The organism is Acinetobacter terrae, assembly GCF_002135195.1.
Taxonomy (GTDB): Bacteria; Pseudomonadota; Gammaproteobacteria; order Pseudomonadales; family Moraxellaceae; genus Acinetobacter; species Acinetobacter terrae.
Genome location: NZ_NEGF01000006.1, coordinates 106,611 through 129,660, shown reverse-complemented (window position 1 = coordinate 129,660; position 23,050 = coordinate 106,611). Strand labels below are relative to the sequence as shown.

Here is a 23,050-nt window from a genome sequence, read left to right as displayed (position 1 = left end):
ATTTTTATTAAAATTAAGTCTGCACATCATCTAATTCCATCACCCTGCTACTGCATTTTTTCCATTTTCTTTGGCTTGAAACAAGGACTTGTCGGCTTTTTCCAGTAATGCCATCCATGATGCTGCACCAACAGCAACACCTGCACTCACAGAAATCTGAATATTTTGATTGATCTCAGCAATGTAGAGTTCAGAGCTGCCAATCTCTTTAAGAATTTTATTCGCAACAACCCAAGCATCCTGAAAATCAGCCTGTTCAATTAATACCAAAAATTCATCACCACCATAACGCACGATCAAATCTGAAGTACGCACACAAAATTGTAATTTTTCCGCGACTAGCCTAATAACTTCATCACCGACAATATGCCCGAAAGTATCATTTACTTGTTTAAAATCATCAATATCAAAAATAATTAGCGCTGTTTGAGTAAATTTTTCAGGTTTCTTTTCCAGATACTTAATGTATTCATCCAAAGCCAAACGGTTGGATACACCAGTCAAACTATCAGTATTGGCAATATTTCTGAGTTGGAATTCTAAAGCATCGCGTTGCTGTAGCACGCATTTCAACTTTTTAATTGCCTGTAACAATGTTACCGGATCATTTGATAATTCATCAAATTCACTATCTGCAACTTTATGCTGTGCCAAACGAAGAATTGCATTTTTGGCTTTAAGTAAAGGTTTAAATACCCCATTTCGCGCATAAATCATGGTAAAACATGCGGTAACCAGACAAATTATTGCAACCAATAACGTTATGATAAATTGTTGTTGTGCTTGATTTTTCTCGTTTTGAGCAACACTAACACTGTAATCTAAAATATAGGTTTGCAAATTCACCACTGTGACAAATTTATCGACCATAGCCTCTGTCAATTGCGTACCGGTTAATGAATAACGCTGATGATGCAAACTTTCATTAATTAAACCCGCAACAATTGGAATGCCTTTGTCTAAAAACTGTGTTTTTACTTTTTGATGCAAAGCTAAATATTCGGGGGTTTTACCTTGTTCAGGTTGTATGGTATTGACCAAGCCCCATAAATAATTTGCCTGATGTTGAGTCTGTAATGATCGAGCCAGATTATCTTCAGGTATTTTTTCTGCAAAAGTGACGGAGGCAATGACATTCGATGCAATTCGCCCTGCCTGGTCGCGTAAATCTGCCAGAATTAAAATGAGGGTGTAGGACTCAGAAGCAGATGTCCCCTTACCTACCGAGTGCACCAATACATTTTTTAAAATTTCATGACAACTATCCCATGCCGTGAACATTTTCTTAATCGCATCATCAAGCTGTTTTGAAGTACGTTCAGATCGGGGCAAAGCAGCATACGCATCTACAGCTTGACGACCTTGCTGTAAAGTGACTTTTAAATTGGAAGATAAGCTTCGTACCTGAGCAGAAAAGCCCGCTGCATTTAAAATCTGTATGGTCTGATCAATCTGTATATCGACTTCTTTTCGATGCGCTTGCAGCTCTTGTAGATTTTCAGCTAATTCATCAGCAGTACTCGACATCACCTTATTCGCAGGTGCTCTCTCGCGTGAAACTTTATTGGCTAAATCGGCAACTGCACGTAGCGCAGAAATTTCAGTTAAGGCTCTATCTGCTTTTTTATAACTCTGATAACTACTGACAATTAAAGGAACAGAAAGAAAAAGCAGTGAGAAGATAATGATGATCATCGACAAAAAAAGCCGTTGACTAATATGTTCCGAACGTAATTTATACATGGATTCAGTACGCCCCACACAAAAACAACTGGCCAATCATCATCATATTTCGTTTATAATACAATCGTATATATTACATTATTTCCATACTACTAATTCTTTCTTATCAACCGTTTATCTTATTTTTTATAAAAAATTATTATTAATACCACTCTCTAATGAAGATAAAAGAATAAACCAAGTTTATTCAAAACATCTAAACTCAATTGCTTGCACTCCCTCACCTCATCAGCATCATGCATTTCCACCCCACTCAAAAACTTCAGTCGTATGTACTTTATGATGTTGCAAGCTAATTAAGGCATTTAACATTTTAAAAGTTGAAGCAGGAATATAGGAATGTCTGGCATGGATTAAAGCATTTCCATAATGATTGAACTGATGACTATCGTAAGTAATAAAGACTGCTTGTTTATTTATTTGATTCAACAGCATTGCAATATCTTCTGATCGTGCTGATATTATTTCTGAGACGGGTTTCATCATGGCTTGATTAGAATTCTGTTCGCTCGCCATCTGACAAGCACTTCATTTCATCAAGACCATTAAGCAACTTAAGTAATACAATCCTTGTTTCATCTCAAAATCTCGAAAGCATTAATCTTCTATCTTTATTAAGTCCTATTAGCTCATTTTGTATGAATTACGCATAGCTAAAAAAAATTTATAACAGGTGTAAGAAAATATTTACACCTGCCACAAATAAGTGCATAATGCACCGCATTAGGGCAAGTCAAAATCATTCCTCAGCAGGATTTTTGATTTTTCCGAGATTTTTGGCTAAAAAACCCCAGTTTTCACAGGAAACTGGGGTTTTTTATTACTAAATTTATGATATGAAATAAAACTCATATTGATAATGCTTTATATTGGTGCATAAACATTCTAAAATAATTCAAAATACACATTTTTTAAAATATTCCGCTTTGTAATAGATCTTTAATGAAAAACTAAAAATTAATATTCTTTTAGTTTTAATACTGCACTGATACTTGGATATTTTCTTTATTAAATATGAGAACTTAGTCAGAGCACACTTATTTCAGGCAAAAAAAAGCCCAACCTTGGGGAAAGTTGGGCATATAAAAACAAAACTTGTTTATGGAGAATCAGATCATCATCACACTATTTCAATGTAACATGACTTGATAGATAGATTATGATAAAAATCACCAAACAAGTAAAGCCTATCAAAGTAGTAAGGTTTAACCTGAATCACAATAAATATATAAAGATGTGAAATACATCACATATTAAAGATTGGAATGTTTATATTTTAAACAAAAAAATATCCGTTATAAGTCATCTTTATTGTTTTAACTCATAAAATATTACAAATATGACAATTTGTTCACGCTATACCAACATAGATAAATTACTTCTTTACAATTAACAAATAAAAATTAACCTAATTTTACATTGTAAAAACCTCCTCACTTACTTTCGTTAATTCTAAGCAGGGTAAGTTGCTTTAATGCACATAATCTTTTGTTATTAAGAAAGTTTTTTAATTTTATAGGCATTAAGTTGATTGTGGACTTATCCACGTTACGTGATGTTTATAGTAATATTTCAACCAAATAATGTCTTTTTACTTCATTGACTTAATGTTTTGTTACAATACAATGCCTACTGTTTAATCAATTTTTAACAGAACAGGTAATTATTATGAAAAAACTTGGTTTAGCCACTGCTTTATTATTAGCCATGACCGGTGCTCAAGCTTACCAATTCGAAGTACAAGGTCAATCTGAGTACGTTGATAACACAGCAAATGACAAAAACTTTACTGGTGCTGTACAAGGTACTTACTACCTTAAAAATGTTGATTCTTCAAAAGGTCCATTGGCTGAAGCAGCTTTCTTGAACCAAGCGTCTAACGTGTCTGTAGCTTATAACTATGGCGAATATGATGAAGCTGGTTTAGACATCGTTTCTCACACTTATGGTGCTAAAGCTGAAGCGTATCTTCCAACTAAAGTAGTCCCTGTATATGCTAGTGCTTCTTATAATCACACAATTAACGACAGCAAAAACAATGTAGAAAAAGATGATCAAGGTGATCGTTATGCAGTAGAACTTGGTGCGGTAGTTGCGCCTAACTTCTTAGTTGCTTTAGGTTATACTAGCGTTGTTGACCAAATTTCTTATGATGCTTTTGGTATCGTAAGCAATGGTGTTGCTAAAGCTGGTTTAGAATCTGACACAATTGGTCAAGACCAAGATGCAATCACTGCTCGTACTAAATACGTAGGTGCAATCGACGGTACGAACATGTCTATCGGCTTCGAAACTAATATGTTATTCGCTGAATACAAGGCTTACGGTTTCAAAACTGATTTGTTCTTAAATCCACAATTAAGTGTTGGCGCTTCTTATGCTGAAGCTCGTATTTCTGGTAACAATAACCCTAAAGCTTGGGGAGCGAACGTAAACTACTTCATCACTCCTGCTGTTGCTGTTGGTGCTAACTACGTGAATGCTAACGCTGAAAACGGTTCAAACCGCGATACAGAAACTGTTGGCTTAAACGCTAAATTCCGCTTCTAATTTCTAATTAGAAAAAGAATTCAAAAAGGGCTCTATTGAGTCCTTTTTTATTGTCTAGCTTTATTCAAATATAAAGCCATTATTCTCATGAGTCACTCTACTCTTATTTATTATCGCCATCCCGATTGGGTAAATGTGCAATATATTGTAGGGCGATTAAACGCGAAACAATCAGTGCTAAGTACATGACACCAAAAAACATTTGTAGCACTGCCAATACACGTGCAGGTGCACTCATCGGCATTAAATCAGACAATCCCGTTGCCGACTGTAAACTAAAACTTAAAAACAATAAATCCAGCCACGTTTGTAAACCTGTCATATTTGGATTGTAAAAACTACCCGGCACCAAGAGCTGGCATATGTTATATAAAAAGGCAAAACCCCAAGCAAGCAGCGTAAATACCGCCCCCGCAGCGAATAGTTCATCTCGGGTTAAATAACGGTCTTCGAACATATAACGCAATAACCCATATGCGGCACTAAAATAGGCTGCGGCCTCAAAACCATGCGCCATCACTTGAAGCATCGGATGATCTAAGCCCAATAAAATCAGTGAAGAAAAAATTACTGCCCCACCGACAAAACTCAGTCCTAAAATGGTAAACATCGGTGTTTGTCGAATGACTTTGGCGATTACCAGTAAAACCAAGACCCCTAAAAGCCAGGTCAGAGTCCGATAGGTCATACTGTAACTGCCTGCCACAGATAATATTAAAATGAAAAATTGCAATAAGATCAGCCATGCTGAAGGTAATAAGCGGAAAATTTTCCAAACATCAATAAAGGCCTGCATTCATACCTCCAAGACATTGCTGTTTTTATTTATCATGCTGTTTTCTTTATTTTTCATCTGATTAACTTAGCATGAATTAACCACCATACCAGTGACACATTTGTATGAAAATCTATATAAAAATCACCAAAAAAATCATTAACAAATGCTCCAGAATTAAATTTAAAGAATGAAATTCTCCAAGATGAAATTCAAAATCAGCTTCAAATAAATCGATTAAATTTAAAAAAATATTTTATCAATCATACATATCTTGAATATCAGACAATAAAAAAGTCCCTGAAGGGACTTTTTTATGGGTTCAATTTTGAGTCTTAGTGATCAGATGCACCTGATGCGCCAATACCTGTCATTGAACGAACATACTGTGCGTCAAATGCCTTACGCTCTGCTTGTGCACGTGCTGAATTATCAGTCACAGAGAACAACCAGCAGCAGAAGAATGACAATGGCATAGCGAAGATCGCAGGACCATTAAATGGATTGATTGGCGTATCAGAGATGCCTAATGTATCCACCCAAACTGCTTTAGACAGCACAATCAACAGCACTGCAAGAGATAGCCCCACTACGCCACCAATAACCGCACCGCGCGTGGTTAAGCCTTTCCAGAACATTGACAATACAAGTACCGGGAAGTTGGCACAAGCAGCCACCGAGAATGCCAAACCGACCATGAAGGCAACGTTTTGTTTCTCGAACAAAATACCCAAAATCATCGCAAAAATTGCAAGACCTAGAGTCGCAATTTTTGACATACGGAGTTCAGATTCAGGGGTAGTGCGTCCTTTTCTGAATACGTTTGCATACAAGTCATGTGAAATTGCTGAAGCACCAGACAATGTCAAACCTGCAACCACTGCAAGAATCGTTGCGAATGCCACTGCCGAAATGAAGCCCATGAACAAGTCACCGCCAAGCGCATCACTTAAGTGCACCGCAGCCATGTTGTTACCACCAACAAGCTCTAACTTGCCAGTCACTGCCATTTTCGCCACATCAAGGAATTGCGGGTTATTCGATACATACATAATCGCACCGAAACCAATGATGAAGGTTAAAAGGTAGAAATAACCAATAAAACCTGTTGCAACAACCACTGACTTACGTGCTTCTTTGGCATCCTTCACCGTAAAGAAACGCATTAAAATGTGCGGCAAACCTGCAGTACCAAACATCAATGCAAGACCTAGAGAGATTGCATCAAGTGGATTTGCGGCCAACTTACCCGGCCCCATGATATTGCCGGCTTCTGCCAAACTTATATCATGTACTTTAGAGAAGATTTGAATCGATTGTTCAAACATTTCAGTGAAGCTGAAGCCCACACCTTTCATAACCATGAATGCCATGAAGCTCGCGCCTGAAAGCAACATCACCGCCTTGATGATTTGTACCCAAGTGGTTGCCAACATACCGCCGAAAATCACGTAAGCCATCATCAGCAAGCCAACAATCACGACTGCGATATTATAGTTCAAACCAAACAGCAGTTTGATCAGCTGACCTGCACCAACCATCTGAGCAATTAAGTAGAACGCAACTACAACCAATGAGCTGATCGCAGCCAAAGTACGCACGGGCTTTTCTGCCAAGCGGAAAGACACCACGTCAGATAAGTTGAATTTACCTAAGTTGCGCAGACGTTCAGCCACCAGGAACAATACGATTGGCCAACCCACCATGAAACCAAGTGAGTAAAGTAAACCGTCAAAGCCTGAACTGAACACAAGTGCAGAAATCCCAAGGAACGAAGCAGCTGACATATAGTCACCGGCAATCGCCAAACCATTTTGGAAACCCGAAATACCACCACCGGCAGTATAGAAATCTGTGGTACTAGTGGTTTGCTTCGCTGCCCATTTGGTAATCACCAAGGTAAAGGCAACAAAAATCACAAACATGATAATGGCATGCCAGTTGGTTGCCTGCTGCTCAGCAGCCCCGAGATCTGGGCCAGCCATGACCATACCCGACATGAGCAGCGTTGATGCTGCAAGGGCTTGAGCCTTCAATGAATTCCATTTCATATTAGTGCGGTCCTTTTTCATTCGCAATTGCTTCTACTTCTCTCATTGCTTCTTTTGTTAACGGATCTAACTTATTGTTAGCAATATAGGAATACACACCGCAGAGTAGAAATGATAATACGATGATGCTTAGACCCAGTGGCATGCCCCACGTTGTTACACCACCGCTAAAAGAACTCATTAAGAATTCTTTGTTATAACCGACGAGCAGCATGAAACCCACGTAGACGAACAACATAATTGCTGTAAGTGTCCAGCTCAGTGTGCTTTTTTTACTGACCATCTGTTTAAATTTTGGATTCTGTAGAATTTGCTCTACCTGTCTCTCATCCATAACCAATGCTCCTGTTTGTGCCCAGCCTTAGGCGCTATTTTTTAATTCGAATTATTACGTTGTATAACTTAACAATCTTGTTGGGTAGTTGTAATTAATACTTTGGTCGTTAAATTTTAACCAATTACACTAGTCAGATTATCAGATAGGGTATGATTACGATATAGTTTTACACTGTAGGCAATATGAACAGCTGGCTCATCATCGGGGTTCTCGCCCTCTATATCGCATTACTTTTTATCTGTGCATTTTTTGGGGAAAAACACGCGAGTCGATTAAGTACCCGTGGTCGCATGCTACTCTTTAGTTTAACTTTAGGGGTTTACTGTTCATCCTGGACATTCTATGGCGCGACCGGTGCCGCTGTTCGTGAAGGCATTATCTTCCTGCCAATTTATCTGGGCCCCTTAATCTTTGTCGGGGTCGGTTACGATATTTGGCGACGCTTGGGTCGAGTGCGTCAGCATCATGCCATTTCCTCGATTGCCGACTTTGTTGCCGCGCGTTATGGCAAAAGCGGGACATTGGCCTCCTTGGTCACCATTCTTGCCGTCATCGCGATTATCCCCTATTTGGCCTTGCAGCTTAGAGCGATTGCCTTAAGTGCTGCGGTAATTCTGCAACAGGATTCTGGCATAGAAAGCACCACCAATGGCGTGCTGTTCTTAACTGGGATATTAGCCATTTTGGCCATGATTTTTGGGACCCGGCAAATTGCCAATACCGAACAACATGGCGGTTTAATGTTGGCCGTTGCGTTTGAGTCCTTTGTTAAATTATTTGCTTTAATTTGTGTTGCGTTATTTTTTGTGTTTGATGCCCCCGGTAATCTGGGGCAAATTTCAAGTGATGTCGCAAATACCTTTAAAGAGGTTCAACTGTTTGGTGTACCGGAAACTTTTTGGGTACAAACGGTATTGGCAGCACTCGCAATCATTTGTTTGCCGCGCCAATTTCATGTGGCTGTGGTTGAATTACGCGATGAAAAACATATTCGTGGTGCACGTCGCTGGTTTGCAACTTATCTGATCCTCACCACCATCGCGATTATTCCCATTGCCAGTTGGGCATTACATGCAGCACCGCACTTTTTAGCCATTCCCGATGTTGCTGTTCTATCCTTACCCCTGAGTTATAACCAGGACTGGTTGACGTTATTGGCCTTCCTGGGTGGTTTTTCTGCATCAACAGGCATGCTGTTGGTGTCCTCGGTCGCTTTGTCGATCATGCTCAGTAATGACCTGATTATGCCGGCACTCTGGCGCACGGGCATACTTTCACGTCACGACAAACGTCTGCCTTTGGTGCTGAAATTTACCCGTCGCGTCTGTATTTTAGCCGTCATGTTATTGGGCTTCCTGTTCTTCCATTTCTTTAATGACATTGACCAACTCTCTGTTTTTGGCTTGCTCGCGTTTAGTGCAGTGGCACAATTCTCCCCTGCCCTGATTGGTGGACTCTACTGGCGTGGCGGCAGCAAACAAGGGGTGTATGCAGGTCTAATTACCGGTTTTGTGATGTGGGCATATACCTTGCTGTTACCCACCGTACTGCGTAGCCTGCCTGCTGAATACAGCCAATTTTCCCAACAATTCCTGAGTCTGGGACCTTTTGGGATTAACTGGTTACGTCCAGAAGCCTTGCTCGGTTTTCAGTCTTTTGCAGCATTGACCCATGGCGTGGTCTGGTCTTTAGGTCTGAATATCCTGCTCTATGTTTGGGTATCTCGAATTTTCCGCCCAAGTATTGCAGAACAGATTCAAGCGGAAAGTTTCTTCTATTATGAAACCAAGCCCTTACCCTCCCACAGTACAACCAGTGACATTAATTACCTGCAGCATGATGTTGCCCGTCTAAAAGTGGGCGATTTAATTGCCCTCGCCAAACGGATTACTGGCGAAGGCCCCACAACAAAAGCCTTCCGCCAATTCTGTGCACAAAACAATGTCATCCTGAATGAAAACAGCAGTGCCAATGGCATGTGGTGGCGCTTCACCGAGCAATATCTGGCAGGAACCATCGGTTCAGCTTCTGCACGCACCCTGCTCACTACTGCAATGGTGAATAATGGTTTAGCCCTCGGTCAGGTGGCGAATATTCTAGATCAGGCATCACAATGGCAGCGTTTTAACCAAAACCTGATCATGACCATGATTGACCATATGACCCAAGGGGTGAGTGTGGTTGATGAAAATATGTGTCTGGTGGCGTGGAATAATCAATATTTGAAATTGTTCGACTATCCAAAAGACATTGTCTATGTCGGTTGTCCAATTGCGGATTTAATTCGTTATAACGCAGAACGTGGTGAATGCGGTCCGGGTTCAGTTGAAGAACATGTACGTAAACGGATTCACTGGATGGCGATGGGTAGTGCGCATGAATTTGAACGGATCCGTAAAGATGGCCGGGTGATTCAGATGCGTGGCAACCCGATTGAAGGCGGTGGTTTCGTGACTACTTTTGCCGATATTACCGCGTTCCGTGAAAATGAAGCGGTGCTTGAAGGACGAGTTCAAGATCGAACCCAGCAGCTTGCTAATGCACTTTCCGAGCAACAACTGGCACGCGAACAAGCCGACCGCGCCAATATGTCAAAAAGTCGCTTTATTGCAGCGGCAAGTCATGATTTGTTACAACCGATGCATGCCGCGCGTTTGTTTAGTACAGCTTTAGAACAAAGCGTTCAGTCGGATGAAGACCGCAAGACATTGCAACAACTTGATCGTGCCTTGCATGGTGCAGAAAGCATGTTGTCTGCCTTGCTGGATATTGCCCGTTTGGAAGGTGGTACGATTCAACCAAAACGTCAAGCTTATCCCCTGCATGATTTGCTCAGCGATTTAGAACTGCAATTTAAATCGATTGCTGCGCAACGTGGCATTAAATTCAGTGTGCATGATGCACAATTCTGGATTGATACCGATCAGCAATGGATTCGCCGTATTATTCAGAACTTTGTCAGCAATGCCTTGCGTTATACCGCTAAAGGCAAGGTGATTGTGGGCGTTCTGCGTTCTGCAGAAAAACCTAACAATATCCGTATTGGGGTTTGGGATACAGGTCCCGGTATTGCTGAAGAACAACGGATTAAGCTTTTCCAGGAATTCGAACGCTGCGGCCATACCTCGCCTTGGGGTGAGCAAGGTCTGGGGCTTGGCTTAGCCATTGTGCAACGCATGACCAGCCTGCTGGACTACCCGGTACATGTCTATTCTGAATATGGCAAAGGTTCTTGCTTCATGATTGAAGTGCCACTCGTGGAAGCACCGAAAGTGGTGGCAACACCAGTCCAGGCGATTCCACTGAAAAGCAAAGCCTATAAAATTTTATGTTTAGATAATGATGAAACCATTCTGGAAGGGATGTCTACATTATTGACTAAATGGGGCTATCAAGTGTTTAAGGCAACTGAGCCTGAACAAGCGCTAGAACTTATTCAGCAAGAAAACATTCAGGTCTGGTTGGTCGATCAGCATTTGAATAACAATAAAATTGGTTTAGATTTCATTCTGGAAAATCGTCAAGAGCAAGTTCCTGTGGCACTGATTACTGCAGATTCTGACCCTGAACTTCCACAACATTTGAAAGAACTGAATATTGTGCTGCTGAAAAAACCGTTAAAACCGGCATCGCTTCGGTCATGGTTATCTGGATTAAAAATTTCCAGTCCTTAAGCCTAAACTGTAAAACCGGACGTCCATTTCAAATTGATGAAATGGACGTTTTTTTACACATCTACATCTATGATTACGCGTACTGGCAATTTAATTTTCCACCTAGGCAAAACTGTTGAAAAAGTCTTATTTTCAGGTCTGTTGCATTGACCAAAAACTCCAACCCTGTATTTTCTATGGCAAAGAACATCAAAATTCAAATATACACTTGTATAATTAGTTACAATTTTACAAGTCATTATTATTAAAAGTATTTTTTAAATAAAAAGCCACTCTATAACTTTAGTCGTATTCCGTTCGTCGCCATCCTGGCTCATATATGAGAGCAACAAATGATCAGTTTAATTTCTGTATCAGTACGTACATCAAAACACTGCCCAAGAAACTGATCATCATAGAAAAATCCAGGAGTTTAAGATGAACATTTCTGAAGCCAGAAGCCATGGCGTAGATCAATCGCAACAATTTTACCGTCAATATGGTGCCAATGCCCTGTTACCTGAAATTCAATGGACTGAATTATTTAAGCCCAGCCACTTGAAAGATACTCACATTCAGGCATTAAACACCTTGTATCAAAGTGCTGTTCCGCTTGCATTACAAGTGTTTGATGAGTTGAATTTTGATGTATTCAGCCCCGCAGCCTATAAACCGCAAGGCTTGGGTCTATTTGATCGACTTGCTGAACAAGAAGACAAACTGATCCAATCCTTAAAAGCCGAATCTAAAGACCTAACTGATCAAGTACGTCACCAGATTTGGAGCATGTTATTGCGTGGTGGTGCGGTGCTAGTCTTTAAAGCATGGCTTGGCAAAGTGAAAACCGATGAAAATCTGCTCGATACCACACAATTTGATGAACTCTCTGACCTGCTCTTTATTAAAACCCCACCTTTTGAATTGGCAAAGCGCTTAGATGTAAATACCCATGCCAATGAAGATCATATTTTCCTGCTGTATGGCAGTGATGTCTATTTAGACCGTTTTAACAGCTTAGAAACCGCGGCTTTATTTGTCGATTTAGGCGTATATGATGCCGCATTTTTAAGTTTAAGAGATGAGAGCGTGGCTGAATATCTGAAAGAGAAAGCGTATGTCTCTCAAGAGCAAATTGATGATCTGCAATGTGCATTAAATCCATTGTTTTGCACAGACCATACTCCCAGACAAAGCTGCGTCGCGTAATCTAAAACGCTAAATGCTTTGACTTTCAAAACATCCCTCGCAATAAAAAAGGCACTTGATTTAAGTGCCTTTTTCGTTCAATGCTGTGTTTAGCAGATTACATTCTCTTTTCTTCAATATTTAACGCACTGATCGCCAATACTGCCTGAGTACGGTTTTGCACATTCAATTTACGGAAAATGGCAGTGACATGCGCTTTAATGGTTGCTTCAGAGACATCGAGCTCATAAGCAATCTGTTTATTCAGTAAACCTTCAGCCACCATCATCAATACACGGAATTGTTGCGGTGTAAGTGATTGAATACGTTCTGCCAGTGCGGTTTCATCTGCTGCACGTGGATCAAAATTCAGGTTGGCAGGCAAGTTTGGCGGTAACCAGATATCGCCTTCCAGCACCTGACGAATCGCCTCACCAATATGGCTTGGATGAGCTGATTTAGGAATATAGCCCATTGCACCATGCGCAATGGCACGTTGAATAATTGAAGTTTCTTCATGGGCAGAAACCACAATAATTGGAATCGAGGGATATTGTGCACGGACGTGAACCAAAGCTGAAAAGCCCGAAGCCCCTGGTAAATTTAAATCCAATAAAACCAAATCCGGTTCCGGTCCGTTATCTAAGCGTTCATACAACTCATTTACTGCAGCTGTTTCATGAATTTGAGCTTGCGGTAAGCTGTAACGAACGGCCTGAATTAAGGCATGACGAAACAACGGATGGTCATCAACGATTAAAATATTCATAAGCGACATGAAGGATCTTGTGCACAGTGGTTTCTATTCTAACCATAGTCACGTATCTAAGGATATGCAAGATCTCACTATTTTTGCATTTAAGCCGACATTCGCATTAAGAAATCGGCAAAATTCTGCATTTTCTTAATTTCTTTAAATCTAATCACTTTTTCATATAAATTTTATCGTATAAAGAAAAATGCTTATTAATAATCAATATAAATCTATAAATCAAAGGATTAACTACCCATTCAAGGTGACTTAATGACAATTTTCCTTATATCTTAAAATCAGATAACTTTTCTGTATTTGCTTATTTTACACCATATGCCAACTGTTGATTAATAAACACATTCCGAGATTTTATTGTTTTAGGTTATTCCAAAATGTCTATTTTAAATACACAAAAACCACTTAATATTGTTGCTGTATCGGGTGGTTTAAACAACCCGTCAAAAACTGAAGCGCTGGTTCAAGCCATTCTAGACGAACTGGGTGAAGCAACACCGATTAATGTCCATTTCATTAAATTCAGCGAAATTGGTCAATTGATGGGCGGTGCGATCTACCGCAATCAATTACCACAACGTGTACAAGATGATTTAGCTGCTGTAGAAGCAGCAGATGCGCTGATTGTCGGTACGCCAGTGTACCGTGCCTCATTTACCGGTCTATTTAAACATTTCTTTGATTTTGTAGAACAAACAGCATTGGTGGATGTACCTGTTCTACTTGCAGCTTCAGGCGGTTCTGAACGTCACGCCTTGGTTCTTGAGCACCAGTTACGTCCATTGTTTAGCTTCTTCCAGGCGCAAACTTTGCCAATTGGTGTATATGCGACAGATAAAGATTTCACCCCTGAATACACCATTCACAGCGAGTTCTTACGTGACCGTATTACTTTAGCAGTGGCACGTGCTTTACCAATTCTTGAGTGGGCACCGGCTAAAGGTCAACGTGCTGAAGTGGTAAAAGAAAAAACCCAACAAGCCAACCAAAACTTGGGCATAAACAAACAAATCGAGCAGGAAGAAGTGCTTCCTTCTGCAGCAGTGCCTAGCCTAGATGCAGCAGAATCTCGCTTGCACAGCAAAAAAACACCGCAGACTCAAGTCGCTTAATGACGATTTCCATCTCGAGGGTTTGAATATGTCACAACAACAAACACAGCAAGACAACAACGTAAAATTTGCCTATTGGGTACCGAATGTCAGCGGCGGTTTTGTCGTCAGCAACATCGAACAGCGCACGGATTGGAGCTATGAGTACAACGTACGCTTAGCTCAGGCAGCAGAAAAAAGCGGTTTTGAATACGGTTTAACCCAGATTCGTTTTGCTTCAAGCTACGGCGCAGAAAACCAGCATGAATCGGTCAGCTTTAGCCACGCACTATTGGCGAAAACTGAAAAAATCAAACTGATTGCGGCAATTTTACCCGGGCCATGGAAACCGGCTCTTGCAGCGAAACAATTGGCCAGCATTAACCAAATGACCAATGGTCGTATCGCGATTAATGTGGTGAGTGGCTGGTTCCGCGGTGAATTTGATGCAATTGGCGAAGAATGGCCAGAACATGACCAACGCTATGCCCGTTCAGAAGAATTCATTCGCAGCTTACGCGGCATTTGGAATACAGATAACTTTAACTTTGATGGCAAGTTCTATCAGTTTAAAGATTATACGCTACGTCCACAGCCGCTTCCAAACAAACCTGTGGAAATTTTCCAAGGTGGCAGTTCACGTGCAGCACGCGATATGGCAGCAAGTGTTTCTGATTGGTACTTTACCAACGGTAACACGCCTGAAGAGCTGAAAAAACAGATTGATGATATTCGTGAAAAAGCCAAAGTGAATAACCATCAGGTTAAAATTGGTGTGAATGCATTCATTATTGCCCGTGATACCGCAGAAGAAGCACAAGCCATTCTGCAAGAAATCATCAACAAAGCCAATATCAAGGCGGTGAAAAACTTCGGCGATGCCACCCGCGAAGCAGGTGCATCAACCGCTGAAGGTGAAGGCAACTGGGCAAAATCAAGTTTTGAAGATTTAGTACAGTATAACGATGGCTTTAAAACCAACCTGATTGGTACACCGCAGCAAATTGCTGAACGTATTTTGGTTCTTAAAAATATCGGTGTGGACTTAGTGCTTTCTGGCTTTTTACACTGTATTGAAGACGTTGAATACTTCGGTGCAAAAGTCTTGCCGTTGGTTCGTAATTTAGAAGCAGAGCAAGCGCAACAGCTGCAAGCGAAATCAGCTTAAGGTAGTCAAATTATAATAATAATGCTTTACCCCATTTCATCCCTCAGGACTCGGCCTGAGGGATTTTTTATGCATAGACTTTTTTAATATTATTCGTGTGCCCTTTCGATAAATATCTCACCTCTCCCTTGCTAACTCAGAATATGTTCTGAGAATTCTTATCTCCTAAAAGGAGGAAATCTCTCGGAGGAGAGGGGGTGGGGTGAAGAAAAATAAGGCTACAAAGAGAACTGCCCTTTTTCGCTATTATTAAAAAGTGCAAATACCTCAATAAAAAAGCCTCCATCTCTGGAGGCTTTTTTGAATATTCAAATCAAGAATAAAAACTTGGATCAGGCACTTTGCCGGTCAACACCCACTCACCCACTTCCTGATATTTATAATCAATCGGGTCATGCAAAGTCTGGGTACGGACATTGCGCCAGAAACGGTCTAAATTCAGTTTGGCTGTGGTCGCTCTCGCACCCATCACCTGAAAAATATTTTGCGTCACAAACAGCGAAGTATTGGTTGCAGCAATTTTTGCTGTAGCAATCGCAATAGACACCTCGCCACGTTGCTCGGCTGTTAAGTCTTCGCCAATATCCCAAGCTTTTTGCAAAGTCTCTACCGCTTTATTGGCCAATAAACGCACGCCCTCAAGCTGCACATAAAACTTGGCAAAATGCTTTTGCGTAAAGGGATCATTGACTGCATTTTCAGCCAATGATTTTGACCATGCTTTTTGACTTTGCACGGTTTGTTTTGCTGTTTCAAAAGCGCCTTCTGCCACACCTAAAAATAGATGCACAAAAATCAATTGGGCAATCAGCGGACGTAAGCTTGAATACGGCGTACTGAGTGGGCCCGGATTTAACAGCAATTCATGATGCTGAATTTTGACCTGCTCAAAATGACTGGTTCCGCTGTCGGTTTGGCGTTGGCCCATATTGTTCCAGTCACCTAAAAAGCTGACCCCATCACGCACAGTTGGAATCACCCCAATCAGTAATTTTCCATCATCGTTATAACCTGAGCAAAGCAGGACATCTGAATCCATCGAACCTGAACAAAAGCTTTTATCGCCATGAAATACGTATTCAGTTTCAGAGACTTTAACTGCTGTAGTTCGTCGATCGAGTGGATTTAAGGTATTGCCCCAAAACAGGTTTTTTTGAGCCGTTTGCTCGAACCATTTTCCATATTGTTCAGGCTGTGAAAACAGTTGCACCGTTGCAATCAGTAAATGGTGAAAACCATAGACATGCGCGAGTGAACTATCGACCTGAGCAATGGTTCGAATGGTTTGGAAAACCGTTTTCCAGTCTGCACCTTGTCCGCCATATTGGGTTGGAATAGAAAGGCCCAATAAACCACTTTGACGGATTAAATCACGCTCGGATTTTGGATTGCCGCCTTGTTTATCACGTTCAGCAGCGGTCGTTGCAAACTGTTCCGCCAGTTGTTGAGCAATGTGTAATGGATTTGAATTTAAAAGTGGGGATGAGGCATTCATAATCATATCTATATATTTCTATGGTTTTAGCTTAGCAGATGATGTTTTTCATCTTTATCTCAATGCCTGAAGTCCTTATACGCAAAATAAAAATACCGCCTGAAAAATGCAGGCGGTAATGAATAAAATGACTTAGTTGTTGGGGAAGACTGTCGCGATCAGATTGTCCACCACCTGTGGATCTGCCAAGGTTGAGGTATCACCCAAGGTATCCAGTTCATTGGCAGCAATTTTTCTTAAAATACGACGCATGATTTTACCAGAACGGGTTTTTGGTAAAGCAGGTGCCCAATACAAGGCATCCGGAGTAGCAACAGGTCCTAAAACCTTACGCACCCAGTTGATCAGTTCTTTACGCAGCTCTTCAGATTCCTCAAAATCGGCCTGCAAGGTCACGAATGCACAGATGCCCTGACCTTTAATGTCATGCGGCATACCGACTACCGCAGCTTCAGCGACATGCTCATGCGCCACCAAAGCACTTTCCACTTCTGCCGTACCTAAACGGTGTCCGGAAACATTCAGTACATCGTCCACCCGACCCGTAATCCAGTAATAGCCATCCTTATCACGGCGGGCGCCATCTCCAGTAAAATAGCTTCCTGGATAAGTTGAGAAATAGGCTTCGATAAAACGTTCAGGATCACCCCAAATCGTGCGCATCTGACCCGGCCAGGAATCCTTGATAATCAGGTTGCCTTCGGCTTCGCCTTCCAGTTCCTTGCCTTCAGCATCGACAATCGCCGGCTGTATACCAAATAATGGTCGGGTCGCAGAACCCGGTTTCAAATCCGTGGCTCCCGGTAAAGGTGAAATTAAAATCCCGCCTGTTTCGGTTTGCCACCAGGTATCGACAATTGGACAACGGCTTTCACCGACCACGGTATAATACCAGTTCCACGCTTCCGGGTTAATCGGCTCACCGACTGATCCAATTAAACGCAAGCTGCTACGGTCACTTTCGCGAATAAAGGCATCACCTTCACGCATCATGGCGCGAATCGCTGTCGGTGCTGTATAGAGGATGGTGACATTGTGCTTGTCGACAATATTACCGGTACGCGCCCAAGTTGGATATTGCGGCACACCTTCAAACATTACCGTGGTTGTCCCGTTCGATAAGGGTCCATAAAGCACATAGGAATGTCCGGTAATCCAGCCGACATCTGCAGTACACCAGAACACATCATCCTGTTTGATATCGAAGACTTCACGAAAAGTGGAGTTCACATAAGTGAGGTAGCCACCAGTGGTATGCAATACCCCTTTTGGCTTGCCGGTCGAACCCGAGGTATACAGAATGAATAAAGGATCTTCGGCATTCATCGGTTCAGGCGGGCAGATTTCATTGACCGCCATGATTTCCATGTGATACCACAGGTCGCGCCCTTCCTTGAGATCAATCGGATTACCGGTACGGTACACCACAATCACATTTTGAACGGATTCGGTTCCCTGCACGTTGAGTGCCGCATCGACATTTTCTTTCAATGGAATCGGCTTGCCACCCCGCATGCCGGAATCGGCGGTAATCACAATTTTCGCTTGGCTGTCTTCAATACGACTGGCCAATGAGTCTGGAGAGAAACCACCAAACACGACACAATGCACCGCACCAATTCGCGCACAAGCCAGCATGGAAATGGCAGCTTCAGAGATCATTGGCATATACAGCACCACACGATCACCTTTGGTCACCCCATTTTTTTTGAGTACATTGGCAAAACGGCACACTTCATCATGCAGTTCTTTAAACGAAATAATTTTATGCCGTGAAGGATGATCACCTTCCCAGATAATGGCCGGTTTATGTGGATGTTCTTTTAAATGGCGATCTAAACAGTTGGCACTGAGGTTGAGTTGCCCATCGGCGAACCATTCGATTTTGAAATTATCCTTGTCAAAACTGGTATTTTTGACTTGGGTAAAAGGTTTAATCCAGTCCAGTTTATTGGCTTGCTCTGTCCAATATTCATCAGGCTGATCGATGGATTTCTGATAACGCTCAAAATATTCAGACTCATTGGTGCGAGCGGTTTTTTTAAATTCTTCTGGTACAGGATAGATCTCTTTCATAGGTACTTCCTTGCTCTTTTCATCTCATCACGAGATGCTATGCCACGTTCTTGATTTTATTGACTGCATATCCACAGTATGACGATTATTTTTCAACCGCTTCAATCATGCTTTGGTCGTAGTTTATTTATACAATTTAAAACACAGACAGCTTATCGTATACAACAAAAAAAATAGTCTTATTCGTATCTGATCTGTTTATTTAATCTTATAATTTAACAAGAAAATGCTTTCACTGCTTTACGAAAACCTCCATTTTCTTACCTCATCCTTACTCGGAAAAGCATATGAACCCGCAAGACTCATCTCCTTTTTTTTCCCGACCTCAACCGGTCAAGGCAGATAATCCACTATCTCCAGAAGGGCGTTTTGGTCGGTTGAGTTCAATTGGCTGGTATGGTTTTGTCCATTTAATTACTTTCTTTGCCACGATTGCACTGAGCTTGGCCATGGGTATTTTCAACCTGAATACCCTGTCGGTGGACAATCAGTTGGTGAACACCTTAACGGGAATTGCAGGACTCGGCTTCGTGGTTATTTTGGTGCTGTTCATCTATCTTATCATGGTCATTAGCATACGCCGTTTGCATGACATGAACCGAAGTGGCTGGCTGATTCTGTTGTTTTTACTGCCCGTAGTAAATATTTTGCTCGGTTTATATTTACTTTTAGGTTCGGGTACAGCGGGAGTCAACAACTATGGTTTACCCCGTGAAACACCGGTCTGGGAAAAAATATTGGCTTGGTTGATGATTATCATCACTGTGTTAAGTTTCTTGGCTTCAGGCAGCATGGTGTCTTATATGTTCGGTACGGGTGAACTGGAAATGCCGCAAGAAGTGATTCAAAAAGGCACTCAATATTTTTAAAAGCTGCTGACAGTTTCTTCACAAAACTACAGTGAATACCTCGTATGGTTGGTTAAATTATTGCTGAGTTTCAGGCAAAATAGCGCATAATTTTTATGATTCGGAAAACCAGTGGCTGAACAAAACAATGCCTTGAGTGAAGTGACTCAAGGCACATCCGATCTGCTACAAGAAGCAGGTGAAAAAACGGCAAAAACCGTGCTTGAACATACCGCAAAATACAATGACGCCTACTCGACCATCGATAAATTTGTCGAGGCATTCTGGGAACGTTTACCTTATATCTGTATTGCGTTGGTGGTATTTACCCTCTTCTATTTACTGTCAAAATTATTTAAATTTTTTGTCCGTAAAGCATTGGCAGACCGTACCTATACCAAACAGAATTTAGTTCTGGTACTCAACCGTGTGGGTAGTTCAGCCATTATTTTCTTTGGTTTCCTGATTGCCATGGTCATTGCCATTCCAGGGTTCACCCCGGGTCAGCTGATGAGCGCATTAGGGATTGGTTCGGTCGCGATCGGTTTCGCGTTCAAGGACATCTTCCAAAACCTGCTTTCCGGTATTCTGATTTTGTTGGGCGAACCGTTCAAAATTGGTGACGACATTATCGTATCGGGCATGGAAGGTACGGTTGAAGATATCCAAATTCGTGCGACGTTCTTGCGTTCACCCGATGGCCGCCGTATCGTGATTCCAAATGCAACGGTTTATACCAGCCCAGTAACGGTAAATACGGCCTATCAACGTCGCCGTTGTGAATTTATGGTGGGTATTGGCTATGAAGATGATGTGCAAAAAGCCAAAAACATCATCATGGCCATTTTGGATAAAGACCAAAACATACTTAGCCAGCCTGCATTTAGTGTAAATGTCAGTGCACTTGCCGATTTCTCAATTAACCTGAATGTGCGCTGGTGGGTCGATACTACTGAAACCACAACCTCGGCATCCATCAGTGAAGTTCAGGAACACGTGATTGAAGCCTTCGCTGAACACAATATTTCTATTCCTTACCCAGTTCAGGAAGTAAAAGTCTATCGTGGAAATGATGGAGCGGAAATGGCTGAATCAGCACGCGCTAAATAAGCGACCGAGCACATAAGGAATTACAGTTTCAGTTCGAATAATACGGTTGCCTAAGCTTACCGCTTGGCAGCCGTTTTTTATCAGTAAATCTACTTCATAGGGGATAAAGCCGCCTTCGGGTCCAATCACAATCGTACATGGATGATCAATCGCAAACGGCATTTTCATGTCTGCATACGGATGTGCCACATAAGCCGGACAATCCGTTGTAATTAAACCTGGCAGCACATCTTCGACAAAAGGTTTAAAACGTTTATAGATTTCAATTTTGGGTGCAATCGTATCCCCGGCTTGTTCCAGACCCAGCGTCACGTACTGATCCAGCTGTTGTAAAAACGGCGTTTGCCAATAGCTTTTATCCACCCGATAACTGTGTAGCAAAATAATTTTCTCTACCCCCAAGGTTACACTGTCCATAATCAGACGGCGCAGCACTTTCGGACGTGGCATTGCCACAATTAAAGTCACCGGTAATTTTTCCGGAACAGGTTCGATTTGAATGGGCTTGAGTTTAACGGCCTGTTCAGTCGCTTCGACAACTTCGGTCAGGTAACGTTGCCCTTCTCGAATTCCAACTTTTAAGGTATCACCTACTTGTACATTTATATGCTGTTTTAAATGTTCAAGTTGACGTTTCGAGGTAATCGACCAAAGCTCTGATTCAGTTTGGCATGGGTCAAGAAGGACGATATTCATAGAATCCAGTACTTAAAATATGCAATCATTCGATACGCGGAAGGCGACAGGGATGTCGCCACGTTGATCTGTACAGCAGGGATGCTGTATCAGATCAACACAGGATTTTTGCTACTTTTGATCCGTCAAAAGTAGGAATAGCCTATACAAATAACATTTAAATTTTGCACTTCAATATGAGGCAGTGACATATAAGATATTTATTATAAATACTGATCAATCACTGCAATATGCTTTGCTAACGAGCCTGTATTTTTAAGCATGATCTGCTGTGCATGTTGATTCAGTTGTTCTGCAGCCATGTGATCATTTAACAGTTCAATTAAAACCTTCGCTGCCTGCTCGGCATCATCGACAACTTTTACCCCATCCACTGCGACAAATTCATCGACAATGGTCTGGAAGTTAAAGTAATTTCCACCCAAAACAGTCGGCACATTTAAGGCAATCGGCTCTAAAATATTATGCCCACCGCCCGGTTCATTCAATGAACCGCCAACAAAGCAGGCTTGGCTTAAAGCGTACCATAGCCACATCTCACCCATACTATCTGCTAAATAAACTTGGGTATTGGGCTCAATAACCTCGCCAAAACTACGACGGCTGGTTTTTAAATTCAGGCTTTCAGCAATCTGAAACACCTCGTCAAAACGTTCCGGATGGCGTGGCACCACAATCACTACAATCTCTGGATGTTGCGTAAGATAAGGCTGTAATGCATTAAGTAATTTTTGTTCTTCTGGCGCATGCGTACTGGCAAGGGTAATAATTTTACGTGCTGATAAATTCCAATCTTGTTTCAGTTGCTGAGCTTGTTGAATAAAGCTGTCAGGTGCATGAATATCAAATTTAATACTGCCCAATACCTGACTTTTATTTTCAGGCATGCCTAAATTTAGAAAACGTTCTAAGGTCGCCTGGTCTTGTGCCAGTAACTGGTCTAAGCCACTGAGCATGCCTTGGGTCAGTCCTTGAACTTTGCCGTAACCTTTGGCTGATTTTTCCGAAAGTCGTGCATTGATCAATAAGCATGGCACTTTAAATTGCTGGGCTTGATCAATTAAATTCGGCCAGATTTCAGTTTCTACCAAAGCCAATAATTTTGGCTGATATTTTTGATAAAACGCCTGAACTAATTTTTTCTGATCGGCAGGCAAATACACTGCCTGGAACAAATGCTCATACGGTGCTTTTAAAAATAGTGATTTGGCACGAGCTTGTCCGGTCTTGGTGGTATTGGTCACCAAAACAGCATGACCTGATTTTAAATAGTGTTCGATTAAGGGTTGTGCCGCATTGGTTTCCCCCACCGACACCACATGAAACCAGATTGCTTTCAAATTTTTCGGCGTCTGAAATGGGCCAAAACGCTCAAGACATTCTTGTTGCAATTGCTCCACATTCAACGCACGTTTTTTGATCCGCCATTGATACAATGGTTTAATGACTGATAATGCTGCGTTGTACCAAAAAGGAGTAGCCAAACAAGTTGCCTCAAATAAT

16 protein-coding genes and 1 pseudogene are annotated in these 23,050 nt (G+C 41.6%); 7 read left to right on the top strand and 10 right to left on the bottom strand.

Annotated elements, in window-relative coordinates:
- Positions 1-39: 39 nt before the first annotated feature.
- Together B9T23_RS08730 and B9T23_RS17185 are read right to left on the bottom strand one after the other, a co-directional pair.
- Positions 40-1,743 carry a GGDEF domain-containing protein gene (locus B9T23_RS08730; RefSeq protein ID WP_086193837.1) on the bottom strand — a complete coding sequence of 568 codons (1,704 nt, stop codon included), beginning with the start codon at positions 1,741-1,743 and terminating at the stop codon, positions 40-42.
- Between the two features lie 243 nt (positions 1,744-1,986).
- Positions 1,987-2,157 (bottom strand): annotated as a pseudogene (locus B9T23_RS17185) (penicillin-binding transpeptidase domain-containing protein); the annotation flags it as partial.
- 1,254 nt (positions 2,158-3,411) lie between these two features.
- On the opposite strand from B9T23_RS17185, the gene omp33-36 reads away from it, so the two are divergent.
- A complete protein-coding gene (gene omp33-36 / locus B9T23_RS08720; protein ID WP_086193835.1) occupies positions 3,412-4,293 on the top strand; it encodes a porin Omp33-36 in 882 nt (293 codons plus the stop codon).
- Positions 4,294-4,396: 103 nt separating this feature from the next.
- Here the strand turns inward: omp33-36 and B9T23_RS08715 are convergent, their stop codons facing one another.
- The 3 genes from B9T23_RS08715 to B9T23_RS08705 all read right to left on the bottom strand — a co-directional run bounded on the left by B9T23_RS08715 (position 4,397) and on the right by B9T23_RS08705 (position 7,453).
- Positions 4,397-5,089 (bottom strand): ion channel, encoded by a 693-nt coding sequence (locus B9T23_RS08715; RefSeq protein ID WP_086193834.1) that lies wholly within the window; start codon positions 5,087-5,089, stop codon positions 4,397-4,399.
- A gap of 314 nt (positions 5,090-5,403) precedes the next feature.
- Complete coding sequence (locus tag B9T23_RS08710) at positions 5,404-7,119, bottom strand: cation acetate symporter (RefSeq protein ID WP_086193833.1); 1,716 nt, start codon at positions 7,117-7,119, stop codon at positions 5,404-5,406.
- A 1-nt stretch (position 7,120) separates the two neighbouring features.
- Complete coding sequence (locus B9T23_RS08705) at positions 7,121-7,453, bottom strand: DUF485 domain-containing protein (protein WP_067725504.1); 333 nt, start codon at positions 7,451-7,453, stop codon at positions 7,121-7,123.
- A gap of 185 nt (positions 7,454-7,638) precedes the next feature.
- Here B9T23_RS08705 and B9T23_RS08700 point away from each other — a divergent pair, with 185 nt between their 5' ends.
- Together B9T23_RS08700 and B9T23_RS08695 are read left to right on the top strand one after the other, a co-directional pair.
- Positions 7,639-11,130 (top strand): hybrid sensor histidine kinase/response regulator, encoded by a 3,492-nt coding sequence (locus B9T23_RS08700; protein WP_086193832.1) that lies wholly within the window; start codon positions 7,639-7,641, stop codon positions 11,128-11,130.
- Between the two features lie 417 nt (positions 11,131-11,547).
- Complete coding sequence (locus B9T23_RS08695) at positions 11,548-12,315, top strand: hypothetical protein (RefSeq protein WP_086193831.1); 768 nt, start codon at positions 11,548-11,550, stop codon at positions 12,313-12,315.
- A 97-nt stretch (positions 12,316-12,412) separates the two neighbouring features.
- Here B9T23_RS08695 and B9T23_RS08690 read toward each other — a convergent pair whose 3' ends face one another.
- Positions 12,413-13,063 carry a response regulator gene (locus tag B9T23_RS08690; RefSeq protein ID WP_067725655.1) on the bottom strand — a complete coding sequence of 217 codons (651 nt, stop codon included), beginning with the start codon at positions 13,061-13,063 and terminating at the stop codon, positions 12,413-12,415.
- A 377-nt stretch (positions 13,064-13,440) separates the two neighbouring features.
- Here B9T23_RS08690 and msuE point away from each other — a divergent pair, with 377 nt between their 5' ends.
- Positions 13,441-14,175: an FMN reductase gene (gene msuE / locus B9T23_RS08685; RefSeq protein WP_086193830.1), complete on the top strand. Its 735-nt coding sequence runs from the start codon at positions 13,441-13,443 to the stop codon at positions 14,173-14,175.
- A 28-nt stretch (positions 14,176-14,203) separates the two neighbouring features.
- Positions 14,204-15,322 carry a dimethylsulfone monooxygenase SfnG gene (sfnG, locus tag B9T23_RS08680; RefSeq protein WP_086193829.1) on the top strand — a complete coding sequence of 373 codons (1,119 nt, stop codon included), beginning with the start codon at positions 14,204-14,206 and terminating at the stop codon, positions 15,320-15,322.
- A gap of 313 nt (positions 15,323-15,635) precedes the next feature.
- Here sfnG and B9T23_RS08675 read toward each other — a convergent pair whose 3' ends face one another.
- Both B9T23_RS08675 and acs read right to left on the bottom strand, forming a co-directional pair.
- Positions 15,636-16,817 (bottom strand): acyl-CoA dehydrogenase family protein, encoded by a 1,182-nt coding sequence (locus B9T23_RS08675; protein ID WP_086193828.1) that lies wholly within the window; start codon positions 16,815-16,817, stop codon positions 15,636-15,638.
- 132 nt (positions 16,818-16,949) lie between these two features.
- Entirely contained in the window at positions 16,950-18,893 is a 1,944-nt protein-coding gene (gene acs, locus B9T23_RS08670) for an acetate--CoA ligase (RefSeq protein ID WP_086193827.1), read from the bottom strand.
- A gap of 287 nt (positions 18,894-19,180) precedes the next feature.
- Here acs and B9T23_RS08665 point away from each other — a divergent pair, with 287 nt between their 5' ends.
- Positions 19,181-19,762 carry a DUF805 domain-containing protein gene (locus B9T23_RS08665; RefSeq protein WP_086193826.1) on the top strand — a complete coding sequence of 194 codons (582 nt, stop codon included), beginning with the start codon at positions 19,181-19,183 and terminating at the stop codon, positions 19,760-19,762.
- 111 nt (positions 19,763-19,873) lie between these two features.
- Positions 19,874-20,851, top strand: a complete 978-nt coding sequence (locus B9T23_RS08660; protein WP_086193825.1) for a mechanosensitive ion channel family protein — start codon at positions 19,874-19,876, stop codon at positions 20,849-20,851.
- Here the strand turns inward: B9T23_RS08660 and B9T23_RS08655 are convergent.
- Both B9T23_RS08655 and B9T23_RS08650 read right to left on the bottom strand, forming a co-directional pair.
- On the bottom strand, positions 20,834-21,547 hold the full coding sequence (locus B9T23_RS08655) for a 16S rRNA (uracil(1498)-N(3))-methyltransferase (RefSeq protein ID WP_086193824.1): 714 nt from the start codon (positions 21,545-21,547) through the stop codon (positions 20,834-20,836). The genes B9T23_RS08660 and B9T23_RS08655 overlap by 18 nt on opposite strands.
- Positions 21,548-21,750: 203 nt before the next feature.
- Positions 21,751-23,031, bottom strand: a complete 1,281-nt coding sequence (locus tag B9T23_RS08650; RefSeq protein WP_086193823.1) for a 3-deoxy-D-manno-octulosonic acid transferase — start codon at positions 23,029-23,031, stop codon at positions 21,751-21,753.
- Positions 23,032-23,050: the final 19 nt, after the last annotated feature.